Below are 22,224 nucleotides of genomic sequence, written 5' to 3'. Positions count from 1 at the left end.
GCCCTTTCAGAAGTAGCTCGCGGTGACGCGATAGTCGCCGCCGATCACCAGATACTCACCCTCACCCTTCAGCGGATGGGCGGCCAGCAGCCGATTGAAGAACAGGATCTTCGCCACCGGCACCCGCACCGTCAGGATGGTATCACCGAAGCAATCGGCGATACCCCGGTCGGAGGTAAACGAGGTCAGGTTGTTGAGGCGGATGATGCAGTGGCGCTTGTCGAGCCGCTCGACGATCTGATGCTCATCGAAGCCATTGACGCCGCGATACAGCGTCACATGGGTGCTGCCGGTGGCGGAGAAATGCGTCAAAGCCCACTGGCAGAATTCATACAGCAGATCGAGCTGGACGAAGATCGCGTTGTTGTGGAAGCGGCTCGACATCTTCTGTTCGACATAGACGGTCCACACCGGACTGGCGATCCGCCGGATCGGCTCCTTGTGAAAGGTCGGAAACAGCCCGAACCGGCTTTCGACCCAGCCCTTCAGCACCGCGCCCTCGGCGCCGTTGCTGTCGAAGCCCCAGCCCTTGATCAGATCGAGGTAGGACGAACGGAAACGGCGGCGGCCGTCGCGGCCGCGGACGCGCTGCTCGGCGTCGATCCCGAACAGCGCCGTCATGTAGCAGGCGAACGCCTCGCCGGCTTCAGCGAGGTCGCGCGCTTGCCCCAGCATCTCGAACAGGCTGGGATTCATCTCGCGCACGCCGGCGATATGCAGCGGCACCGGCGCGTCGTTGAAGCCGACGCCGGTGAGAAACCGCATCGGCACCCCGACGAGGTTGCTGGAATGCCCGATGCTGCCGTCTTCGCTCACCTGGCCGGCTCTGCCGCTCCTGCGCCCGCCCGCGGCGCGCCCCGATCGTCCTGACGCCACATGGTTAGCGAAGACGACGCCACCTGCCTATGCGCAACTCGACGGAGCAGCCCAAGCGGCGGCCGGGGCGCCGGTCAGCGCCGACGTGCCAGCGTTTCCGAGGGCAGCTCGCCGTGGCGGCGGCGATAGTCGTTGGCGAAATGGCCGAGATTGGTGAAGCCGCAGGCGAATGCCACCGAGGTGACCGAGCGGGACGGATCCCCCGACAGCAGCATCTCGCGCGCCTTGTTCAGCCGCACCGCCTTGGCGAACGCCATCGGCGAATAGCCGCGGTGCTTCTGAAAGGCCTTGAACAGGCTGCGGACGCCGACATTGGTCACCGCCGCCAGATCGACGATGGTGATCGCCCGATTCCAGGACGCCTCGATGAAGTCTTCAGCGACGCGGACGTAATCGGGAGCAGTATCCCGGGCGTCGCGGTCGAGCTGGCTGCTGTAATTGTGCCGGGTCACGCTCAGAAACGACACCACCAGCGCCTGCTGCATCTCCCGCAGCATGAACGGCGGCATGGCCGGAGCAGCCGGATCGACGTGGCGGGCGACATACAGAGCGAGATCGCGCAGCGCCGACGCGCCACGATCATCGCAGGACAGATACGGCGCGAAGGTGAGTTTGCCGCGTGGCTTGACGCCGAGCAGCGCCTCCAGCGCGGCGGTCAGCGTCGCAGAGGTGATCCGAAGGATCATCTGCTGGTAGTCGGGGCCGAATTCGAGCCGTGACGGTGTGCCGGCCGACGATACGCACCAATGCTCGGGATCGACATCGACGCTGGACGAGCCGGACGAGGTCCGGCTGCTGCCGCGTAGCGCGATCTGCACCCGGGCGAAGTCCGTCTCGTCGAACTCGGCCACCGCCGGCGCCGCATAGGCGCAGAAGCCGAGCCCTACGCCCTCTAGCCCAACATAGCTGCCGAATCCCTCGAACCCCTCCGCCTCCGCCACAAAATCCCGCGCCCCATAGACCGACAGCATCGCCTCGCGCATCGCTTCAGGGTCGCGGGTGTGAACCACAGGGGCACGATTGAGCGGATGATCGATCGGCTCGGCGTTCGGACGAACGTCAAAGTCGGGCTTACGCATTCCAACAAACTCACTTCCCGGGGAAACCTCGGCCCCGCGGCAAGAGACCAATTGATTAACCCTAATCCGCCCTTACCCGCAGCACCGCTCAGGACCGGTACGGAACTGCTCGCAGAGCGCACCGCTTTAACCAAAGTCGGACATAGCGCTGGGCTGATCGTTGCCGTCGGCTTTCAAAAGGCGTTCAGGCAAGACGTTGACCCCGCCAGGCAATCCACCCTAAACAAGCGCAGCGGACGCCGTCGCAACCGCTGGCCGGCGACCTCGATCCCGCCTTGCCATGACGACGGCTCCCGGTCCGGAAGGGTGGCCGAGTGGTTTAAGGCACCGGTCTTGAAAACCGGCGTGCCCGCAAGGGTACCGTGGGTTCGAATCCCACCCCTTCCGCCAGCCTTACCGATTTGCGCGCCGCCGCGCGATATAATGCGAAATTGTAAAGCCTTCGATGGTCGCTTGGGCGACATATTTGGACACCGGCACCAGCGGATGCCTTCATTCAGCTTTCTGGAGAGTCTCATTCTTCGGATGGCTAAGTCATCTCATAAGGACAGCCGTTAACCTGAGGCAGGAACTGCCAAGTCGCGACTTCTGGCTCGCGGAGATGCCCTGTCGATCATAGCGAACTGCGGAGCAACGGGGATTGCGGTCTCTGCGACGAAGTTGATCGAGCCCCGGGTGAAGACAACCGCTATCACCGACAGGTCCCCCCGTCTCGCTGCAGCAACAGCGCCACTGCCCAACTGCAGCTGATGCGCACGTGGATTGGTCCTGCGACAGAGATTAGAGCGGTTCATCACTAGATAGAATCGAAAGGGATTCCGTTGGTCGGCGGTCTGTGATTCAAGATGCTGGCTGGATCGGAGGCCAGCTTCGATGGTCCGACCTCTTTCGAACGATCTTCGTGAACGAGCGGTTGCGGCGATGCGGGCCGGCGAGAGTTGCCGGGCTGTCGCGCAGCGGTTCGGCGTCGCGCCGTCTTCCGTCGTGAAGTGGCACCGGCTGTATCTGGAGACAGGATCGGTGGTGCCGGGCAAGATAGGCGGACACCGCAAGCCGATCTTGCTGCCGCATCGCGCGTTCATCATGGAGCGGATTAGGCAAACGCCACATCTGACGCTGCATGGCCTGAAGGACGAACTCGCTGCACGCGGCGTGAAGGTCTCGCACCATGCGGTGTGGACCTTCCTCAAGCGCGAAGGTCTGAGCTTCTAAAAAAACGCTGTTCGCCCTTGAGCAGGGCCGCGCCGACGTCGCATGGCGGCGGCAGCGGTGGCGCAGCCTGCAGGATCGCCTCGATCCAAGCCGGCTGGTGTTCATCGACGAGACCTGGGTCAAGACCAACATGGCCCCGTTGCGCGGCTGGGGCCCCAAAGGTGAGCGGCTCCGCGGGTTTGCACCGCACGGTCATTGGCGGACGCTGACCTTTCTGGGCGCGCTACGCTGTGACCGGCTCACTGCGCCTTGCGTATTCGATGGGCCGATCAACGGCGAGAGCTTCCGCGCCTATGTCGAACAGCAACTCGTTCGGGCGCTGCGGCCAGGCGACATCGTCGTTATGGACAATCTCGGAAGCCACAAATCGCCCTCCGTCCGGCGGATGATCCGAGAAGCCGGTGCGAGGCTCTGGTACCTGCCGCCGTACTCACCCGACCTCAACCCAATCGAGCAGGTCTTCGCCAAGATCAAGCACTGGATGCGCATCGCCCAGAAGCGAACCATCGACGCCGCTTGCGATCACATCGGGCGCCTCACCGGGACCATCATCCCAGACGAGTGCGCCAGCTACTTCATCAATGCAGGATACGCTTCCATCAAAACATGAAGCGCTCTAGCACCACGGGCATCACTGGATCCTGCCCCAGTCAATCTCCGACACCCCAGGCAAGATCGCAGCTTCGGCGTGTGTGAAGCACACTATTCAACGAAACTCCGGCACACCACTATTGCTACAAATGACAGGCATCCACGGGATGCGCTGGCAAACACTTGAACATGGTCAGAGATATCGAGCTATTGTGCACGAGCATGCCTAAAGAGGGAGTGAAATGGGATTTCAGATCGATCACGTCGTCGTCGCCGTCGCCAATCTCGACCAGGCCATTGCCGACTATCGCCGCCTCGGCTTCACCGTGGAGGCCGGCGGCGAGCATCCTGGACGGGGTTCGCGCAACGCATTGGTTGTGTTCGGCGATGGTTCGTATTTCGAATTGATTGCCTTCGACCGTCCCGCACCCGACTTCCGCTGGTGGCAGGTGCTCGACCGATCCGGCCCGGGCCTCGTCGACTACGCACTGCTGCCGCGCAATATCGATGCGGACGTGGCAGCGGCGCAGTCTCGCGGTCTGGACTTCGAGAATCCGGAAGACGGCGGACGAGAGCGTCCCGATGGAGAGCGGCTGATTTGGAAGACCGCACGCTCGAAGCAGAGCGATACCCCGTTCTTCTGCGGCGACGTCACGCCGCGTGCCTTGCGCGTTCCGGAGGGCGCCGTGCGGCAGCACGCCAATGGCGCTCTGGGCATCGGTTCGGTGGTTGTTGCGGTCACGGACATCGACCGGAGTGTCGGTCGGTACGCGGCGCTGTTTGGAGAACCTGCTGTCGACGTCCATGCGTTGCCTGGACTGGGCGTCCGCGTCGCGCATCTTCCCGCGGATCGTAGCGCCATCACCCTGATCACACCCACTGCCGAAGGTCCGGCCGGTCAGCGTGTCGCCGCGCACCTTGAGTCACGTGGCGAAAGTCCGTTCGCGATCGGGCTGAAAGGTGCTCCTCCGACGACGCTCGACATCACGCTGTCGCACGGCGCGCCGCTCGAATTCATCGGCTGACCTGTCCGCTCAAAGGAGATCATCACAGCATGACCATCGATCCCCGCATCACCACCATCGCGGATGAAGCGATCGTCTGGCGCCGAGACATCCACGCTCATCCGGAACTTATGTACGACCTCGACCGCACCTCGGCTTTGGTCGCCGATCTGCTGCGTCAGTTCGGCTGCGACGAGGTGGTGACGGGGCTGGGACGAACCGGCGTTGTCGGCCTGGTGCATGGTCGGGGTCGTAGCGCCAATCGCGCCATTGGCCTCCGCGCCGACATGGACGCGCTGCCAATCGAGGAAGACACCGGCGTCGCTTACGCATCGCAGACGCCCGGCCGGATGCACGCTTGCGGCCATGATGGTCACACCGCAATGTTGCTCGGCGCAGCCAAGAATCTGGCCGCCACGCGGGACTTCAACGGCTCGGTAGCATTCATCTTCCAGCCGGCAGAGGAAGGCGGCGCCGGCGCCAAGGCGATGATCGAGGACGGTCTCTTCAGCCGTTTCCCGATCGACGAGGTCTATGGCATGCACAACAAACCGGGGCTTCCGATCGGACAGTTCGCCACCCGTGCAGGCGCGGTCATGGCATCCACCGACCGCGTCGAAATCGAGATCGAAGGCATCGGAGGTCACGCCGCACGGCCGCAGCATTCGATCGATCCGGTTGTGGTCGGGGCGCAGATTGTCACCGCGCTGCAAACGATCGTATCTCGAACGCTTGACCCGCTTGCTTCCGCGGTTGTTTCGATCACCAACTTCCATGCCGGCTCGGCATTCAACGTCATCCCGCAGAAGGCCAATCTGGTCGGCACCGCGCGAGCGCTTGATGGCAAGGTTCGTGACCGGCTGGAGGCCCGCATCGCGGAGCTCTCAACGCTGATTGCCCAAGCTCATGGGGCGACGGCCCGGGTCACTTACGAGCGCGGCTATCCGGTGACCTGCAACCACGCTGAACAGACAGCTTTTGCAGCGGATACGGCCGCTACCATCACTGGCAACGACCAGGTCGATCGCGATCTTGCCCCGATGATGGGCGCCGAGGACTTTTCCTACATGCTCGAACAGCGCCCAGGCGCGCTGATCTTTCTCGGCAATGGTGACAGCGCCGGGCTGCATCACCCGCGCTACGATTTTGCCGATGCTGCGATTCCTTATGGCATCGCCTACTGGTCCAAGCTGGTGGAGCGCGCGCTGCCTTTATGAGCGCATTTCCGTAATCAATGAAAGAATAGACCTGCGGCGACCGCAATCGATGGAACGAAATCACCCCGAGAATGGAAAAATCAGCATGGTTTGAACGTGGATCACAAAGTATCGTCCCCGGACCGCCAGCCGTTTTGCACCGCAATCACAACATTCCAGGAGAAGCGATGCCCCTCTCGCGGATCGAGATTAGCCGCCGCACTGCGCTACTGACGTCGGCTGCGATCGCCGCCAATGTGATCAACCCGATGCGCGCCTTCGCCCAGGAGACGCCGCGCAAGGGTGGCGTGTTCAACGTCCATTATGGCGCCGAACAGCGACAGCTCAATCCGAGCCTGCAGGCCTCGACCGGCGTCTACATCATCGGCGGCAAGATCCAGGAACCGCTGGTCGACCTCGACGCGGCCGGCAACCCGGTCGGTGTGCTCGCGGAAAGCTGGGAATCCACGCCCGATGGCAAAACCATCACCTTCAAGCTGCGCAAGGGCGTGACCTGGCACGACGGCAAGCCGTTCACTTCCGAGGACGTCGCCTTCACGGCGATGAACATGTGGAAGAAGATCCTCAACTACGGATCGACCCTGCAGCTCTTCCTCACCTCGGTCGACACGCCCGATCCGCAAACCGCGATCTTCCGCTACGAGCGGCCGATGCCGCTGAACCTGCTGTTGCGCGCGCTGCCGGATCTCGGCTACGTCTCGGCCAAGCACATCTACGAGACCGGCGACATCCGCCAGAATCCGGCCAACCTGGCGCCGGTCGGCACCGGCCCATTCAAGTTCAACAAATACGAGCGCGGCCAGTACATCATCGCCGACCGCAACGACAATTACTGGCGGCCGAACGGCCCCTATCTCGACCGCATCGTCTGGAAGGTGATCACCGACCGCGCCGCGGCCGCGGCGCAGCTCGAAGCCGGCGGGCTGCAGCTCAGCCCGTTCTCTGGTCTGACGATTTCCGACATGGCTCGGCTCGGCAAGGACAAGCGCTTCGTCGTCTCCACCAAAGGCAACGAAGGTAACGCCCGCACCAACACCATCGAGTTCAACTTCCGCCGCAAGGAGCTGTCGGACATCCGCGTCCGCCGCGCCATCGCGCACGCCATCAACGTGCCGTTCTTCATCGAGAACTTCCTCGGCGACTTCGCCAAGCTTGGCACCGGCCCGATCCCTTCAACCTCGACGGACTTCTATCCGGGCCCGAACACGCCGCAATATCCCTATGACAAGCAGAAGGCGATCGCCCTGCTCGACGAGGCCGGGCTGAAGCCCGGCGCCGGCGGCAACCGGCTGTCCTTGCGGCTGCTGCCCGCGCCGTGGGGCGAGGATATCTCGCTGTGGGCGACCTTCATCCAGCAGTCGCTGGGTGAGGTCGGCATCCAGGTCGAAGTGGTGCGCAACGACGGCGGCGGCTTCCTCAAGCAGGTCTATGACGAGCACGCCTTCGATCTCGCCACCGGCTGGCACCAGTATCGCAACGATCCTGCGGTCTCGACCACGGTGTGGTATCGCTCCGGTCAGCCGAAGGGCGCGCCCTGGACCAACCAATGGGGCTGGGAAGACCCGACGATCGACAAGATCATCGACGACGCCGCCACCGAAGTCGATCCTGCCAAGCGCAAGGCGCTGTATGCCGACTTCGTCACCCGCGCCAATACCGAGCTGCCCATCTGGATGCCAATTGAGCAATTGTTCGTCACGGTGATCACCGCGAAGGCGCGCAATCACTCCAATACGCCACGCTGGGCGTCGTCGACCTGGCATGATCTTTGGCTGGCCGAATAGCGCCAACTCCGCCAGTATAGCTGCATGCGTATCCTGAACCTCGCGGGGCGGCGGCTCGCCGCCTCGATCCCGACCTTGTTTCTCATCCTGATCGGCATCTTCCTGCTCCTGCAATTCGCGCCGGGCGACACCGTCGACGCGATGATGGCACAGATGGGTGGCGGCGACGCCGCGACCGCGCGCGAACTGCGGCAGTTCTACGGGCTCGATCTGTCGATCCCGATGCAACTCGGCCACTATCTGTGGCGGCTGGTGCGGTTCGACCTCGGCTTCTCGTCCATCTACGGCAAGCCGGTCGCGAGCGTGATCCTCGAACGGCTGCCGCCGACGCTGCTGCTGATGACCGCGTCGCTCTCGTTCGCGTTCTTTGCCGGCCTCGTGCTTGGCGTGGTCGCCGCACGCGGCGTCAACAAGTGGCCGGACACGCTGATTTCGACGCTGGGCCTGATCTTCTACGCGACGCCGTCGTTCTGGTTCGGGCTGATGGCCATCGTGGTGTTCTCCGTCTATCTGCAATGGCTGCCGGCAGGCGGCTTCGAGGACATCGGCCAAGCGGCGACCGGGCTCGCGCGAACGCTCGACATCGCGGCACATCTGGTGCTCCCGGCGCTGACGCTCGGGCTGATCTTCCTGGCGATCTACCTGCGCATCATGCGGGCCTCCATGCTCGAAGTGCTCAATCTCGATTTCGTTCGCACAGCGCGCGCCAAGGGACTCGACGAGACCCGCGTCGTCGTCCGCCATGTGCTCCGCAACGCGCTACTGCCGATGGTGACTCTGATCGGCCTGCAAGCGGGCACCATGCTGGGCGGCTCGGTGGTCGTCGAGAGCGTGTTCTCGCTGCCGGGCCTCGGTCGGCTTGCGTATGAATCGGTCGTGCAGCGCGACCTCAACACGCTGCTTGGTATCGTGTTCGTCTCGGCGCTCCTGGTGATCGCCGTCAACTTCCTGGTCGACCTGCTCTACGCCCGCCTCGACCCACGCATCTCGTCGGGGACTTGACGCGATGGATGCGCTCAAACGCTACTTCCGCAGCCCGGCCGCCATCGTCGGCCTGATCCTGTTGTTGCTCGTCATCGGCATGGCGATCAGTGCCGGCTGGTTCTATCCCCGCGATCCCTTGGCGCTAGCCGGCCGGCCCCTGATCTGGCCATTCAGCAATCCGCGTTTCTTGCTCGGCACCGACAATTCCGGCCGTGACATCGCCGCCCAGATCTTCCACGGCGCACGGATCGCGCTGCTGATCGGGGGCGCCGCCACCGTGATCGCTATTCTGATCGGCGTGCTGATCGGCGCGTTTGCGGGCTATTTCGGCGGCTGGGTCGACACCGTCCTGATGCGAATTACAGAGGCATTCCAGACCCTGCCGAACTTCGTGTTGCTGCTGGTGCTGGTCGCGGTGTTCGGCTCGACGCTGACCACGGTGACGATCGCGGTCGGGATCGTGTCGTGGCCGGCGCCAGCACGACTGACACGCGCCGAATTCCTCAGCTTGCGCAATCGCGAGTTCGTGCAAGCAGGTCGCACGCTGGGCATGAAGGATCTGCAGTTGATCCTCGGCGAGATCCTGCCCAACGCGCTGCCGCCGGTGATCGTCTATGCCAGCGTGGTGATGGCGGTGGCGATCCTGCTCGAGAGCGCACTGGCCTTCCTGCGGCTGTCAGATCCGAATGTCGCCTCCTGGGGCAATCTGATCGGGCTCGGCCGCGACGTGTTGCGCGTCCAATGGTACGTCGCCGCGATCCCCGGCATCGCCATCCTGATCACCGTGCTGGCGGTGTCGCTGGTCGGCCAGGGCCTCAACGATGCGCTCAACCCGAGGCTGAAGGGCCGATGACCACGCCCGCAGTTCTCACGCTCGACAAACTGAGCGTCCGCCTGCCCGCCGGCGCCGACCGGTCGCACGCGGTGCGCGAAGCGTCGCTGACGATCGCCGCCGGCGAAATCCTTTGTGTGGTCGGCGAGTCCGGCTCCGGCAAATCGATCATGGCGAACGCCGTGATGCAGCTCTTACCCGGCGGCGTCGCGCTCGACGGCGGCTGCGTGCTGTTCGAGGGGCGCGACCTTGCGCAGGCCAGCGCCGCGGAAATGCGCAAGGTTCGCGGCGCAGGCATCGCCATGGTGTTTCAGGAGCCGATGACCGCGCTCAATCCGCTGCGCACCATCGGTGATCAGATCGGCGAGATGTTCTCGATCCATACCGATCTGTCGAAGCGTGACATCAAGGCCAAGGTGCTGGCGCTGCTGACCGACGTGCGCATCCCCGATCCGGCGCGTGCCGCCGGCGCGTATCCGCACGAACTCTCGGGCGGCCAGCGCCAGCGCGCCATGATCGCGATGGCGCTGGCGCTCGATCCCAAGCTGCTGATCGCCGACGAGCCAACGACTGCGCTCGACGTCACCACCCAGGCGCAGATCCTCACTCTGATCCGCGAACTCCAAAGCCGGCGCAACACGGCGGTGCTGTTCATCACCCATGATTTCGGCGTCGTCGCCGAGATCGCCGACCGCGTCGTGGTGATGCAGCACGGCGTCATCGTCGAACAGGGCAAGGCCGACGACGTGTTGAACCGGCCACAGCATGCTTATACGCGGCAACTGATTGCGGCGGTGCCGCCGCTGACCGCCCCGCCGCCGCGTCCGTTCGGCAGCGACACGATCCTGAGCATCGACAACGTATCGAAGACGTTCCGCACCGGCGGCTTTCTCGGCCGCGGCGCGCGCGTCACCGACGCGGTGAAGAACGTCTCGCTGAAATTGCCGAAGGGAGCGACCCTCGGCATCGTTGGCGAGAGCGGCTCCGGCAAGTCAACACTGGCGCGCTGCATCATCCGGCTGCTCGATCCAGACGCGGGCTCGATCCTGCTGGACGGCCGTGACTGGGCGACGATGCCGCGCGAGCAGGTGCGGCGCGAAACGCGCCACATGCAGATGGTGTTTCAGGACCCGTTCGCCTCGCTCAATCCGCGGCACAAGGCCGAGGAACTGGTCGCGCAAGGCCCGATCATCCACGGCACGCCGCGCAAGCAGGCGATCGCCGAGGCGCGCAAACTGTTCGAGTTGGTCGGGCTCGACCCCGCCGCCGGCGACCGGCTGCCGCACGAATTCTCCGGCGGCCAGCGCCAGCGGATCGGCCTCGCCCGCGCGCTGGCGCTGAAGCCCGACGTGCTGATCGCGGATGAAGCCGTATCGGCGCTCGACGTTTCGGTGCAAGCGCAGGTTCTCAAGCTGCTGACCGGCTTGCGCGAGCAACTTGGGCTGTCGATTATCTTCATCACCCACGATCTGCGCGTCGCCGCGCAGATCTGCGACCTCGTCGCCGTGATGAAGGACGGCGCTGTCGTAGAGCATGGCCCCGCCGGTGACGTCTTCAACGCCCCGCAGCACCCCTACACGCAAGCCCTGCTCGCCTCGATCCCTGGCGGAGATTTCGCGCGCTGCCACGCAGTGACCTAGCCGAGCTACGGAGCAGATCGTCGCCTGCCGAAAGACACCACCTCCACGTGGATGCGCGCAACTAGGCAGAATGCCGACAACGATCGATGATCCAACTGACAAGGCGCCCTTCTGCCTCCGACAACGGCTGCTCAACGAGGTGACAGAGGTAATAGTCTCGGCCGTCTTCAATCTGATGGTCGAAGAGGCGTGACAGCCCTCCTTCGTCGACAAAGACATCGACGAGCGAGGGACGCAGCAGAGCGATGCCCAGACCATCCAGCGCCGCCTGCAAGGCGAGATTGCCGTCCTCCACCAACAGCCCGGTGCCGGGCTTGCCCTCGAGGTGGTGCAGATCCCACCATTGCTGCCAGCCACCGAAGTCTTGATCGTGAATCAGCGCATAGTTCTGAAGCAGTTTCGGATCGGTGGCCGCTTCCCGATGTCGGGCCAGGAACGCCCGGCTGCAATACGGCGCGATTGCACCGGATAGAATCCGATGAGCTTTGTAGCCCTTCCAACTGCCCTCGCCGAACCGAACCGACAGATCCGCTGAATCGCTGACGTAGTTGCGATGGTGGGTGTAGGAGATGCTGAGATCGATATCCGGATTCCGATCCAGAAATTCCTGGATGTGACGGAACAGCCAGGCCCTGGCGAACAGCGGGATGACGCCGAGCCTAACCTGCGTACTTCGGCTGCCCTCCCGAAGTTGATCAGTCGCGCCGCGCAGGACGGCGAACGCGGTGCGAACGGAGCGAAAATACTCGCGCCCCGCGTCGGTCAAAACGAGGCCCCGCCCCTGACGCCGCGTGAGCGGTTGCCCCATGAAGTCATCGAGCACGGCAAGTTGATGGCTGATCGCCGAAGGCGAGACCCCCAGTTCACGGCCAGCGGCGGTGGCGCCTCCGAGCCGTGCGACCGCTTCGAAGGCGCGCACCGAGGTCAGTGGGGGCTCGCCGCGCTCAATCATCTCGCCTCCTCATATATTGAATAATTCTCATAATTATCAGCTATTGACGGTCAAATTTCCAGAGATATCCTTGATTTATGTGAGAAAAATTCAACTACAAAGATGATCGGAGAGAGTAATTCCTTCTCCGCGTCTGTTGAGCCCGCCCCGCCCCGGCTAGCACACCGTCTCGGTCGAGACATTGCCGGCCGCACGAACATCGCATCCGCTGAACGGAGCCGAAACCATGACGATGCTGCACCTCTCACGACGCGCCTTCCTCTCCTCGGTCGCTTTTGCCACCCTCGCCGTCACCCAGCCCAGCATCGTTCATGCGCAGGACACTCCTATCCGGGGTGGCGTCTTGAACGTCCACATGAATGCCGAGCAGCGCGTGCTGAACCCTGCGATCCGGGCATCGGTCGATGTTTACCTGGTCGGTAGCAAGATCGTCGAGCCGCTGGTGGATCTGGACGATAAAGGCCGACCGGTCGGCGTGTTGGCGACAGCCTGGAAAACGTCAGCCGACGGCAAGACGATCACCTTCAAGCTGCGTGAGAACGTCAAATGGCATGACGGCAAGCCGTTCACGTCGGCAGATGTTCAGTACACGGCGATGGAGCTGTGGAAGAAGTACCTGAATTACGGCTCGACCTTGCAGAAGAGCCTGCAAGCGGTCGATACGCCGGACCCGCTCACGGCCGTGTTCCAGTATTCTGAACCGATGCCGCTGGACCTGCTGCTGCGCGCTTTACCCGACCTCGGATATATCGCGCCGAAGCATATCTATGAGGGCACGAATATTCTCGAAAACCCGGCGAACATCGAGCCGATCGGGACCGGTCCGTTCAAATTCGTGAAGTACGAGCGCGGTCAGTACATCATCGCCGAGCGCAACCCGGACTACTGGCGCAAGGGCTTCCCCTATCTCGACCGTATCGTGTGGAAGTTCATTCCCGACAAGACGGCTGCGGCGATGGCGCTGGAGACCGGCTCGGTGGACCTCAGCGCCTACACGTCGTTGACGTTGTCGGACATCAATCGGCTGCGCGAGCACAAGGATTTCATCGTCTCCACCAAGGGCAACGAAGGCAACGCGGTGCAGAATACGGTGGAGTTCAATTTCCGCCGCAAGGAGCTGGCGGATATTCGCGTCCGCCGCGCTATCATACACGCCATCAATACCGACTTCTTCATTGAGAACCTGCTCTATGGCTTCGGCAAACGCGGCCAGGGCCCGATTCCCCAGTCGTCGGACTTCTTCGTCGCAGGCGCGCCGGATCTGAAATACGACGTCGCGCTCGCCAATAAGCTGCTGGACGAGGCTGGATATCCGCGCACCAACGGGCAACGCTTCAAGCTGCGACTGCTGCCCGCACCATGGGGCGAGGACGTCAGCTCCTTCGCGACCTTCATCCAGCAATCGCTGACAGAGGTCGGCATTCAGGTCGAGATCGTGCCGCGTGATGCGGCCGGCTTCTTGTCCGACGTGTATCGCGATTGGAATTTCGACCTGGCCACCGGACGCCACCAGTTCAGGAGCGACCCTGCGGTCAGCACGACGGTCTGGTATCGCTCCGGCGCCACCAAGGGAGCGCCATGGACCAACCAATGGGGCTGGCAGGATGCCGAGATCGACCGGGTGATCGACAAGGCCGCAATCGAGCTCGATCCGCAGGCACGCAAGCGGCTGTATGCCGAGTTCGTCAAGCTGGCCAACACCGAGATGCCGGTCTGGATGGCGACCGACCGCGAATTCATTACGGTCACGAACAAGAAGCTGCGCAATGATCGCAACACCCCGCGCTGGCCTTCGAGCAGCTGGTATGACCTGTGGGTGCAGAAATGAGGAACGTCCCGTTGAAACTCGACTCCACCCCCTATCCGTTTCCGCTGCACGGCCCGCTGACGACGCACAACACCGCGCTGCTGGTCATCGATGTCCAGGGCGATTTCTGCGCCGAGGGCGGGTACATGCACCAGTTCGGCTTCGACCTCACCGCCCTGCAGCGGCCGATCCCCGTGATCGCCCGCGTCCTGGCGGCCTGCCGCGCGGTCGGCATGCCGGTGATCCATACCCGCGAGACCTTCAAGCCCGACCTATCGGACGTCCAGCCGCATCGGCTCTGGCGCGGCATCGACGGCAAGGGTGTGGCGGTCGGCGACGAGGGGCCGAAAGGGCGCTACCTGATCGAGGGTGCCGAGTGCTGGCAGATCATCCCGGAGCTCGCGCCGCAGGATGGAGAGCCGGTGTTCGACAAGCCGTCCTACGGCGCCTTCGGCTTCACCGGCATCGAGAAGTATCTGCGTGAGCGCGGCATCACAAACCTGATCCTGACCGGGCTCACCACCGATTGCTGCATCCACACCAATGTGCGCGAGGCGCTCGATCGCGGCTTCGACTGCCTGACGCTGGCGGACGGCACCGGCGCCTGTTTCGAGGCGGTGCATGAGGCCGCGATCCAGTTGCTGATCAAGAAAAGCGGCGTGTTCGGCGCCGTCGCCGAGAGTCCGGCGCTGCTCGAGGCGCTGCAGCGACTGCCAGTCGCGGAGGCGGCTTCATCATGAGTGAGGACCAGGAACTCGGCATCCTCGCCCGCCGGCGGATCGAGGCCGGTGTCATCAAGCCGATCTACGAGACGCTATGTGCGCATCTCGGCAAGGAGCGGGCTCAATCGCTGATCGGCGAGGCCATTGCCAAGACCGCGGTCGAAGCCGGCCGCGACTTTGCGAGCGGCGTGCCGGGCGGAGCGGATATCCGCAGCTTCGCGGAGCTGCAACGGCTGTGGACCCAGGACGACGCGCTGGAGGTCGAGGTCCTGCGCGCGGACGATCAGGGCTTCAGCTACGACGTGCATCGCTGCCGCTATGCCGAGATGTATCGCGAGATGGGTCTCGGCGAGATCGGTCATCTGCTGTCGTGCAACCGGGATGCCGGTTTCATCGAAGGCTACGATCCCCGCGTCGAGCTGACCCGCACAAGCACCCTGATGTCGGGCGGCGCGTGTTGCGATTTCCGGTACGAAGTCAAAGCCGGCGCAAAGACGTAATCGGCCGGCGCGGCAGAACAGGTTCGTCCGCGCCTCGTCAGCCGATCTCCTTGGCGTCCCGGTGCCGGTACAGCACCATCATCAGCGGCGCGAACGGACGCAGCAGTTCGTTCGCGGGGATCGGCGTCGGCTCGGTGAAGGGCAGCGCCAGTTCGCCATCCGGCGCACCGCGGACGGCTTTGGACAGTTCGCGGCCGAGCGCGACCGACAACGCCACGCCGCGGCCGTTGCAACCAGTCCAACCATAGGCGTTGGGGCCGAGGCGGTGGATGTGCGGCAGGTAGTCCGTCGTCATGCCGATGAAGCCGTTCCAGACGTAGTCGAACCGCACCTCGCCGATCTGCGGCCACAGGCTCTGCAGCCGCTTGCCGACCCGCGCCTTGAGCGTCGCGACCTGGTTGAACGGCCGGACGATGGCGCCGCCGGTGACGAAGCGGTTGCGCGCGTCGAACCGTCCGAAGATCAACTCGCCATGGGTATCGGACATCGCCTGGCGGCCCGGGATGATGGTCTTGCGCACATTGTCGCTCAGCGGCTGCGTCGCCATCTGCCACGACCGTACCGGCATGACCTCGCTGGCGATCGCCGGCGCCAACGTCTTGGAGAATTCGCCGGTGTAGGCGTTGCTGGCGACCACCAGCGCCCGGCCGCTGATCTCGCCTTGGGCGGTCTTGACGATCCAGCGATCGCCGCGCCGCTCGATGCTCACTGCCGGCGAGCGCGCGAAGATACGGCCGCCTTGCGCCAGCACGGCACGAGCTAGTCCGCGCGCGAGCGCCAGCGGATTGACGTGGCCGCCGGTCCTGTTCCAGAATCCGCCGAACCAGGCTTCGGAACCGAGCATGTCGCGCACTTGATCGCGTGACAGCAGCTCGACCGGCGCGCCGAACTTCGACCACTGCCGGAATCGTCGCTCGGCGATCTTGATGCGGCCCGGCGAATGCACCGGCTGCACCCAGCCGTTCTGCTCCTGCTCGGCGTCGACGCCGTGGCGTTTGGCGACATCGAACAGGATCGACGCGCTGTCGCGGATCAGCCCGACCAGCCGCTGGCCGACCGCAACGTGCTTGGCGACGATGTCCTCCGGGTCAGGCCGCGACAACGTCGGAATCACCTGGCCATTGTTGCGACCGGATGCGCCCCAGCCGGGCTCCGCCGCCTCGACGACCGCGACATCGACGCCGACCTCACGCAGATGCAGCGCCGTCGACAGCCCACTGAAGCCGCCGCCGATCACCACTACAGCGGCCTCCTCCGCGCCATGTAAGGCCGGCAACTCTGGTCCGGGTCCAGTCACCGCATGCCAGAGAGATTTCGGCCAGGAGACATCGGTCGTTGTCATATCAATTGTTTCCGGTGATCGACGGATAAGGGCGGTTCTGGCGGATTGTATTTTGCCGGGAGGCGATCCGTCTATTCTACTGCTATCGCCAGCCTTGGGACAGCAGACATCCCGTCATGCGCCGCCGCGCGCGCCGAGCACCGCATTCTCGGGTCACCCGCCTCCGATGCGCGCTGTTCTGTCCCATTTGACGATCACACGCGACGGACCCTGCTTGCGCGTGGGCTTCTTCGGCCCCTACGGCATGTCACGACATAGGCTCCTTTGGAGCCACCTCGCGACGTTCGCCGACGCTAGGCGCTGTGGCTGACGACCGTGGTGTAGATGCGTTCGAGGAGCGATAAAGCGCCGCGGTAGCCGACGTAACTCCTCGACAACACGACCTCATAGGAGGCAGGAAATCCGACTTCAATCAATGACCCTTTCATCTCCTTGACCAGGTCGCGCTCCCACGTCGTTCCAAAGATAATCGGAGGCTTGTGGCCGAAGTCGGCATTCCTCAGCGCTTGGTGAATGGTGTAGCTGTCTTCGACAAACTCCACGTCGACCGAGACGTCGTCATCGATCGCACGGAATTCAGCCTGAATTGCTTCGCGATGCTCAACAGGCGGATCTTCGGTGACGATTTGCTTGGCCGGAATCAATCCAAGCTGCGTCACGAGAAATTTCGTCAGCGCCAGATTGTAGGCACTGTCACCGATCACCGCAAAGCGCGCCGGCAGGCCCCACCAATACTCTGAGTAGAAATCGGTAAAGCCATCGATGTAGTTGTAGTATCGCTTCTCTTCCTTGGCGATGAACGCCTCGACCACATCGACCGAGATGCCGGCGAATGAGGCCACCTTCCGCAAGAATGCTCCGCTCTCCCGCGCGCCGATCGGAACGACGGGAATGTGCAGATAAGGCTGCTCGTACCGGCGAGCGAGCAGCTCAGCCGTCGACAATCCAAGCCAGGGCGACAGCACCAAATTGAACTGCGCGCGCGGGATGTTCCGCCACTCGCTCAATCCCTCGGAATCCGGGCCGAACAGCACATTGACGTTCAGGCCAATACCCTCCAGCAGCCGCTTGATCTCCTCGAGGTCGCCGCGCCAGAACGTGTTCTGATATGGCAGCAGCGACCAGAGATTCACAGTCCCCCGCTCCCGCACGCCGTCCCAGGGACCGAGATACTGTTCGATGATCGCGTGTGTCACCGCCTCGTGGCCGGTGAAGTTGTTGCCGCGAAACCCTCCGGTCTCGGCATAAACGATCGGAACTCCGCGCTTCTGAAAATCACGGACCACCGATCCGACGTCGTCTCCGACGAGGTCCGGAATACAGCCGGTGAGCACGACGAACAAATCGGCATCCAAGACCAGCTGCGAAGATTCGATCAGTTCGCGCAAACGATCCGCGCCGCCGAAAATCACCTCGCGCTGCGATGCATTGGTACTCGGAACGACCGGCCCACCTCCATAACCACTGCCTTGGAATCCGTTGTAGAAAGTGAGGTTCACGTACTGCTTGTCGGCACAGCCGGGCCCGCAATGCGTGATGGGCACCACCCTGGGGATCGCCGCAGCGGTCTGCATCGCGCCGATTGCGCACACATAGCGCACCAGTTCGATCGCACCCGACTTGTCGGCATCAGGCGTGATTTCCGTCGGTCGCGACTTGAGGGCAAGGATAGCCATGATGCGTCCCTTTACGAGGCGGCTCGCGCGAGCGCGAACGGATCCTTCTGCGCCAGCCAGGATTGCTTGTACGGAAGGCTCACCCGCTTCGCGATATCCTTATGGAATTTGCGATGCTGGAGCGCGGCGAGGATCGATTCCCCGAGGTTCACCATGCCTTGATAGCCCAAGGCATGGTGCTCATCGCCGAGCGGAATGGCGGGAATTCCGAGGCGAGCGGCAAGTGGCGCCAACCCGTTGTGCCGGATGATAATGAAGTCCGGCTTCACCCGCTGAAGCAGATTGTAGAACTGGTACTGCTGACGATTGCCCACGGTGAAGTGGCGAACGTCGCCATAATTCTCGATCAGATGGCCGAGCGAGTCCTGTCTGGGATCCTCGCTGTCGTAGACCGGATCGTGGTGGAACACCAAGGATCCATCCACCTCCACCCCGATCTCGCGAAGCACCCCGATCAGACCGTGAGAATAGGCCGAGCCGGTCGCCACATAGCCCTTGAGGCCTTTCAGTTTCGGCCGCAACTCATCGAGCAGCGGCTTGACCCGTGCATGCTCGCGAGCGATGTAATCTTCGGCTTGCGCCCCGCGGCCTGTGACACGGGCAAGCTCACGCAGCCACGCATCCGTCCCCGCAAACCCGTAGGGTTGTGGCGCCTTGATCTGCTCGACGCCGAACTCCTGCTCCAATGCCGTCGCCAGATAGGTGCCGAGCGTGTAGCAAAAGCTGACGGTCGCGCGCGCCTCCGACATCTGCGCGAGTTCCTCGACCGTCGCCATGTCGACCACATAGTTCACACGCAGGCCGAGTTCGCCGAGCATCGGGCTGAAGACGTCGGTGCCCCACAGATTGATCACGTTGATCAGATCGTCCTGGCGCTTCTCCGGGTTGCGGCGCACGATCTGCCGCAAAATGCCGTGCTGGGTCGCATCAAATCCGGTCGACCAGTGCTTGGATTTGAAGCCTTCGCAATGCAGTGGGATGATCGGGATGCCGAACTCGGATTCGGCGGTCCGTGCAACGCTCTCGATGTCATCGCCGATGATGCCGCTGGCGCAGGACGTCGCGATGAACACCGCCTTGGGTTGGTGGCGTTCGACGGCCAGCCGGATCGCTTCGGCCAGCTTTTCGGCACCGCCATAGACCATGTCGCGTTCGCGCAGATTGGTCGAGATGAACCGAATGTTCTGGACCGGCAATCCACGCATCGCCAGGCCGTTGCGATAGATCGAATTATAGATCACCTGCCCCGCTCCGCAGCCGATCGGCGAATGCTGGATCAGGACGGCGTCCCGGATATTGCCGGCCTGACACTCCACCATTTGCTCGCTGCAGACCGAACCCTGGGTAAACGGCCCTTCAAGCTCGCAAACCCGTCGCGCCTTCGTTCCGCAGCCGCTACAGTCACCGCGCGAAAACGCCGACTCGTCGGCCAGCTTCGACGCGGTACCGTCCCATCCGATGATGGTGCCGAGCCGCTGTTCGCGGGTCTCGACGCTCGATGTCTTCAGATTCAGAACCATTCTGCGCCTCTAAAGCTGGAGGAAGAGTCTGCGGCACCCTCTCGCGAATGCCGCCACAGCCGACGGATCAGGCCACCTGCCGCTCCGCTTCGGCCCGTTCGGCAGCCACCAGATGGTCAGCCCAGCGCGCGGACCATTCGCGAAGCTGCTGCGGATTCAGCGGCGTCGGCACCTTCGACTCGGTGTGTTCGGCAATCCGGCGCGCCAGTTGCCGATAGACGTCGGCTTGCGCCGATTGCGGCGCCGCCTCGATAGTCGTCCGCCCGCTGAGCTCAGCCTGAGTCACGGTCAGCGAACGCGGAACGTACTGCACGATTGGCGTATCGGTATGCGCCGCAAAATCATCGATCACCTCGCGCTGAAAGTCGGTGTTGATCGAGTTGGCGATGATCCCACCCAGCAGCGCACCGCCCGAGTTCGAGAACCGCTCGATGCCACGAAACAGATTGTTGGCCGCATAGATCGCCATGAAGTCGGATGACGACACGGTGAACACATGTTCGGCGATGCCTTCGCGCACCGGCACGGCGAAGCCGCCGCACACGACGTCGCCGAGCACGTCGTAGATCACGATGTCCAGGTCCAGCTCTTCGAAGACCCGTTGCTGCTTGAGCAGTTCAACGGCTGTAATGATGCCCCGCCCCGCGCATCCGACGCCCGGTTGAGGGCCGCCGGCCTCGACGCAATAGATGCCCCCGAAGCCTTGGAATATCGCCTCATAGGCATCCACGCGGCGGCGTTCGGCCAAAAGATCGAGGACCGATGGAATGTACTCTCCGCCACGGAGCGTGTTGGTCGAGTCCGCCTTCGGATCTGCGCCGAATTGCATGACCTTGTAGCCGGCCTCTGCAAGCGCGGCGCTGATGTTGGACGTCGTGGTCGATTTTCCGATGCCGCCCTTGCCGTAGATCGCAATCTGCTTGAGTTGTTTCGCCATATGCCGTGTCTCCAAGTTGTGTCAGGAAGGAACCGACCTCAGCCGTGCGAAAAGGTCGGTTCTGCGACGATGTCGTCGCCATAGAGCTGCTGGGCGTAATCGCTGACGCCGGGAATGCCGCAGGCATCGGCCCTGCACCGCTGGCAATGGGTGAACACCCGCAGATACTTCTCCGCCGCGGCACGCGCCGCGTATCGCATCAGCATTCCAGGCGGCTTCAGATGCGCGAAGCCGTGCTGCGGGATCAGCGGAATGATGTTGATGAGATTCGCGCCGGCCGCCGCGACGCGTTCGGCGACGGCTTCGATGTGATGGTCGTTGACCGTCGGAATCAGCACGATGTTGACTTTGACGGTCAGACCGTTGGCGGCGGCGCGGGCAATACCCTCCAGTTGATTGGCGATCAGTCGCTCGCCGGCGACGACGCCGTTTAATCGCTTCCGTTGCCACGCGATCTTCGGCGTCACCTGCGCTTGGATCTGCGGATCGACCGCGTTGACCGTCACCGTCAGGGTCGAAATCCCGAGCGCCGCGATCTCATCGATGCGGTCCGGCAGCATCAGACCATTCGTCGATAGGCAGAGGACCACCTCGGGCCAACGCTCGCGGACCAACGCGAACGTTTGAAGCGCATGTGGCGTCGCCAGCGGATCACCAGGCCCGGCGATGCCGACTACGTTGATGGACGGGCAGAGCTCGAGCGCCCTCGCGACAATGGCCACCGCCTGCTGAGGCGTCAGCAGACGCGTGGCGACACCGGGACGCTGATCACGCCGGTTGAAGTCACGAATACAGAACGCGCAATCGATATTGCACCCCGGACTCACCGGCAGATGGAGGCGCGCCGCGCGTGCGTGCCCCTCGGCCGTTGTGCTGAAACAAGGATGTCGACCCTCCAGCTCCGGAAAGGCCGGTGCCGTCGCGGCCATCCGCATTGCCTGGGCCGCGCAGTTTTGGCCGGTCTCGGTCACGATGCACGACGCTCCAGCACGGCAGATCTCGCTCCAACACAACGACGGGCGACGTCGCACCGCTGCACAAAGACGGCACGGCCCTGACTAGAACGACCAAAGGAAACCGATGACAACGCTGCCGACCGCGCGACTTCTTTCACCAGACCTGTCAGCAACACGACCTTCCCCACAGGCGCGCCTCGCGTCACCGACAAACTCATCCCAGTTCCTTTCTGCCATCCTCGATCGTCGCGATCATCGCGTCATCGACGGCATCAACTAACAACTCACAGCTGTGTGAATTACCGTATTCTTGCGAGGATTGGCTTTCATAGTCTGCCAACTCGCATCCGCATCGTTCTCCGAAAAACGCGGACAGGCGAATTTGCAACTACGGTGGATTGTAATTGGTACGTGCTAACCGCTTTGCGCGAGATCTGCTGTTGGCGATCCTTCCGTCGATTCCTACGACGCGGTATCGACGCTGTTTCGCAAGCAGCTCTGCACGGCTCACGCGCCGCCTATTGCGAACGTGGCGTTGTCGCCGTGAGACTGGCGGACGTCATCGCGACGCCGATCCAGAACGTTCCCCACCA

Annotated in this window: 18 protein-coding genes and 1 tRNA gene; 11 read left to right on the top strand and 8 right to left on the bottom strand. The window is 63.2% G+C overall.

Annotation, left to right across the window (positions count from 1 at the left end; genetic code table 11):
- Positions 1-6: 6 nt before the first annotated feature.
- On the bottom strand, positions 7-765 hold the full coding sequence (locus RPPS3_RS12130; RefSeq protein ID WP_413776057.1) for an NAD(+)--dinitrogen-reductase ADP-D-ribosyltransferase: 759 nt from the start codon (positions 763-765) through the stop codon (positions 7-9).
- Positions 766-950: 185 nt separating this feature from the next.
- Entirely contained in the window at positions 951-1,955 is a 1,005-nt protein-coding gene (locus tag RPPS3_RS12125) for an AraC family transcriptional regulator (RefSeq protein ID WP_107344331.1), read from the bottom strand.
- A 300-nt stretch (positions 1,956-2,255) separates the two neighbouring features.
- On the opposite strand from RPPS3_RS12125, the gene RPPS3_RS12120 reads away from it, so the two are divergent.
- The 8 genes from RPPS3_RS12120 (at position 2,256) to RPPS3_RS12085 (ending at position 11,219) form a co-directional block, all read left to right on the top strand.
- A tRNA-Ser gene (locus RPPS3_RS12120) sits at positions 2,256-2,345 on the top strand.
- A gap of 483 nt (positions 2,346-2,828) precedes the next feature.
- A protein-coding gene (locus RPPS3_RS12115) for an IS630 family transposase (protein WP_107344330.1) occupies positions 2,829-3,777 on the top strand; the annotation gives its coding sequence in 2 pieces (ribosomal slippage) (positions 2,829-3,164 and positions 3,166-3,777; 948 coding nt in all).
- A 223-nt stretch (positions 3,778-4,000) separates the two neighbouring features.
- Complete coding sequence (locus tag RPPS3_RS12110) at positions 4,001-4,783, top strand: VOC family protein (RefSeq protein WP_107344329.1); 783 nt, start codon at positions 4,001-4,003, stop codon at positions 4,781-4,783.
- A gap of 29 nt (positions 4,784-4,812) precedes the next feature.
- A complete protein-coding gene (locus RPPS3_RS12105) occupies positions 4,813-5,979 on the top strand; it encodes a M20 aminoacylase family protein (protein WP_107344328.1) in 1,167 nt (388 codons plus the stop codon).
- Positions 5,980-6,146: 167 nt separating this feature from the next.
- A complete protein-coding gene (locus RPPS3_RS12100) occupies positions 6,147-7,763 on the top strand; it encodes an ABC transporter substrate-binding protein (RefSeq protein WP_107344327.1) in 1,617 nt (538 codons plus the stop codon).
- Between the two features lie 24 nt (positions 7,764-7,787).
- Positions 7,788-8,765 (top strand): ABC transporter permease, encoded by a 978-nt coding sequence (locus RPPS3_RS12095; protein ID WP_107344326.1) that lies wholly within the window; start codon positions 7,788-7,790, stop codon positions 8,763-8,765.
- Between the two features lie 4 nt (positions 8,766-8,769).
- Positions 8,770-9,600 (top strand): ABC transporter permease, encoded by an 831-nt coding sequence (locus RPPS3_RS12090; RefSeq protein ID WP_107344325.1) that lies wholly within the window; start codon positions 8,770-8,772, stop codon positions 9,598-9,600.
- Positions 9,597-11,219 carry an ABC transporter ATP-binding protein gene (locus tag RPPS3_RS12085; protein WP_107344324.1) on the top strand — a complete coding sequence of 541 codons (1,623 nt, stop codon included), beginning with the start codon at positions 9,597-9,599 and terminating at the stop codon, positions 11,217-11,219. The genes RPPS3_RS12090 and RPPS3_RS12085 overlap by 4 nt, the downstream gene beginning before the upstream one ends.
- 61 nt (positions 11,220-11,280) lie before the next feature.
- Here the strand turns inward: RPPS3_RS12085 and RPPS3_RS12080 are convergent, their stop codons facing one another.
- Positions 11,281-12,171 (bottom strand): LysR substrate-binding domain-containing protein, encoded by an 891-nt coding sequence (locus tag RPPS3_RS12080; RefSeq protein ID WP_107344323.1) that lies wholly within the window; start codon positions 12,169-12,171, stop codon positions 11,281-11,283.
- A 226-nt stretch (positions 12,172-12,397) separates the two neighbouring features.
- Here RPPS3_RS12080 and RPPS3_RS12075 point away from each other — a divergent pair, with 226 nt between their 5' ends.
- From RPPS3_RS12075 to RPPS3_RS12065, 3 genes are read left to right on the top strand one after another with little or no spacing between them, the layout of a single operon-like run.
- Complete coding sequence (locus RPPS3_RS12075) at positions 12,398-13,999, top strand: ABC transporter substrate-binding protein (protein WP_107344322.1); 1,602 nt, start codon at positions 12,398-12,400, stop codon at positions 13,997-13,999.
- 11 nt (positions 14,000-14,010) lie between these two features.
- Positions 14,011-14,718: a cysteine hydrolase family protein gene (locus RPPS3_RS12070; protein ID WP_234820197.1), complete on the top strand. Its 708-nt coding sequence runs from the start codon at positions 14,011-14,013 to the stop codon at positions 14,716-14,718.
- Positions 14,715-15,200 (top strand): L-2-amino-thiazoline-4-carboxylic acid hydrolase, encoded by a 486-nt coding sequence (locus RPPS3_RS12065; RefSeq protein WP_107344320.1) that lies wholly within the window; start codon positions 14,715-14,717, stop codon positions 15,198-15,200. Before RPPS3_RS12070 ends, RPPS3_RS12065 begins: the two co-directional genes overlap by 4 nt.
- Positions 15,201-15,237: 37 nt before the next feature.
- On the opposite strand, the gene RPPS3_RS12060 is transcribed toward RPPS3_RS12065, so the two are convergent.
- The 5 genes from RPPS3_RS12060 to RPPS3_RS12040 all read right to left on the bottom strand — a co-directional run bounded on the left by RPPS3_RS12060 (position 15,238) and on the right by RPPS3_RS12040 (position 21,646).
- On the bottom strand, positions 15,238-16,542 hold the full coding sequence (locus RPPS3_RS12060) for an NAD(P)/FAD-dependent oxidoreductase (protein WP_107344319.1): 1,305 nt from the start codon (positions 16,540-16,542) through the stop codon (positions 15,238-15,240).
- Positions 16,543-16,835: 293 nt separating this feature from the next.
- Positions 16,836-18,218: a nitrogenase component 1 gene (locus RPPS3_RS12055; protein ID WP_107344318.1), complete on the bottom strand. Its 1,383-nt coding sequence runs from the start codon at positions 18,216-18,218 to the stop codon at positions 16,836-16,838.
- 11 nt (positions 18,219-18,229) lie between these two features.
- Complete coding sequence (locus RPPS3_RS12050; protein ID WP_107344317.1) at positions 18,230-19,738, bottom strand: nitrogenase component 1; 1,509 nt, start codon at positions 19,736-19,738, stop codon at positions 18,230-18,232.
- Between the two features lie 67 nt (positions 19,739-19,805).
- Positions 19,806-20,675, bottom strand: coding sequence for an AAA family ATPase (locus RPPS3_RS12045; protein WP_011158185.1), 870 nt, complete (start codon positions 20,673-20,675; stop codon positions 19,806-19,808).
- 38 nt (positions 20,676-20,713) lie between these two features.
- Positions 20,714-21,646, bottom strand: coding sequence for a radical SAM protein (locus RPPS3_RS12040; protein WP_234820195.1), 933 nt, complete (start codon positions 21,644-21,646; stop codon positions 20,714-20,716).
- Positions 21,647-22,224: the final 578 nt, after the last annotated feature.

Origin of the sequence: Rhodopseudomonas palustris, assembly GCF_003031265.1 — a bacterium.
Lineage (GTDB): Bacteria > Pseudomonadota > Alphaproteobacteria > Rhizobiales > Xanthobacteraceae > Rhodopseudomonas > Rhodopseudomonas palustris_H.
Note: the sequence above shows the minus strand (reverse complement) of the source record. Positions and strands in the feature narration are given on the sequence as shown.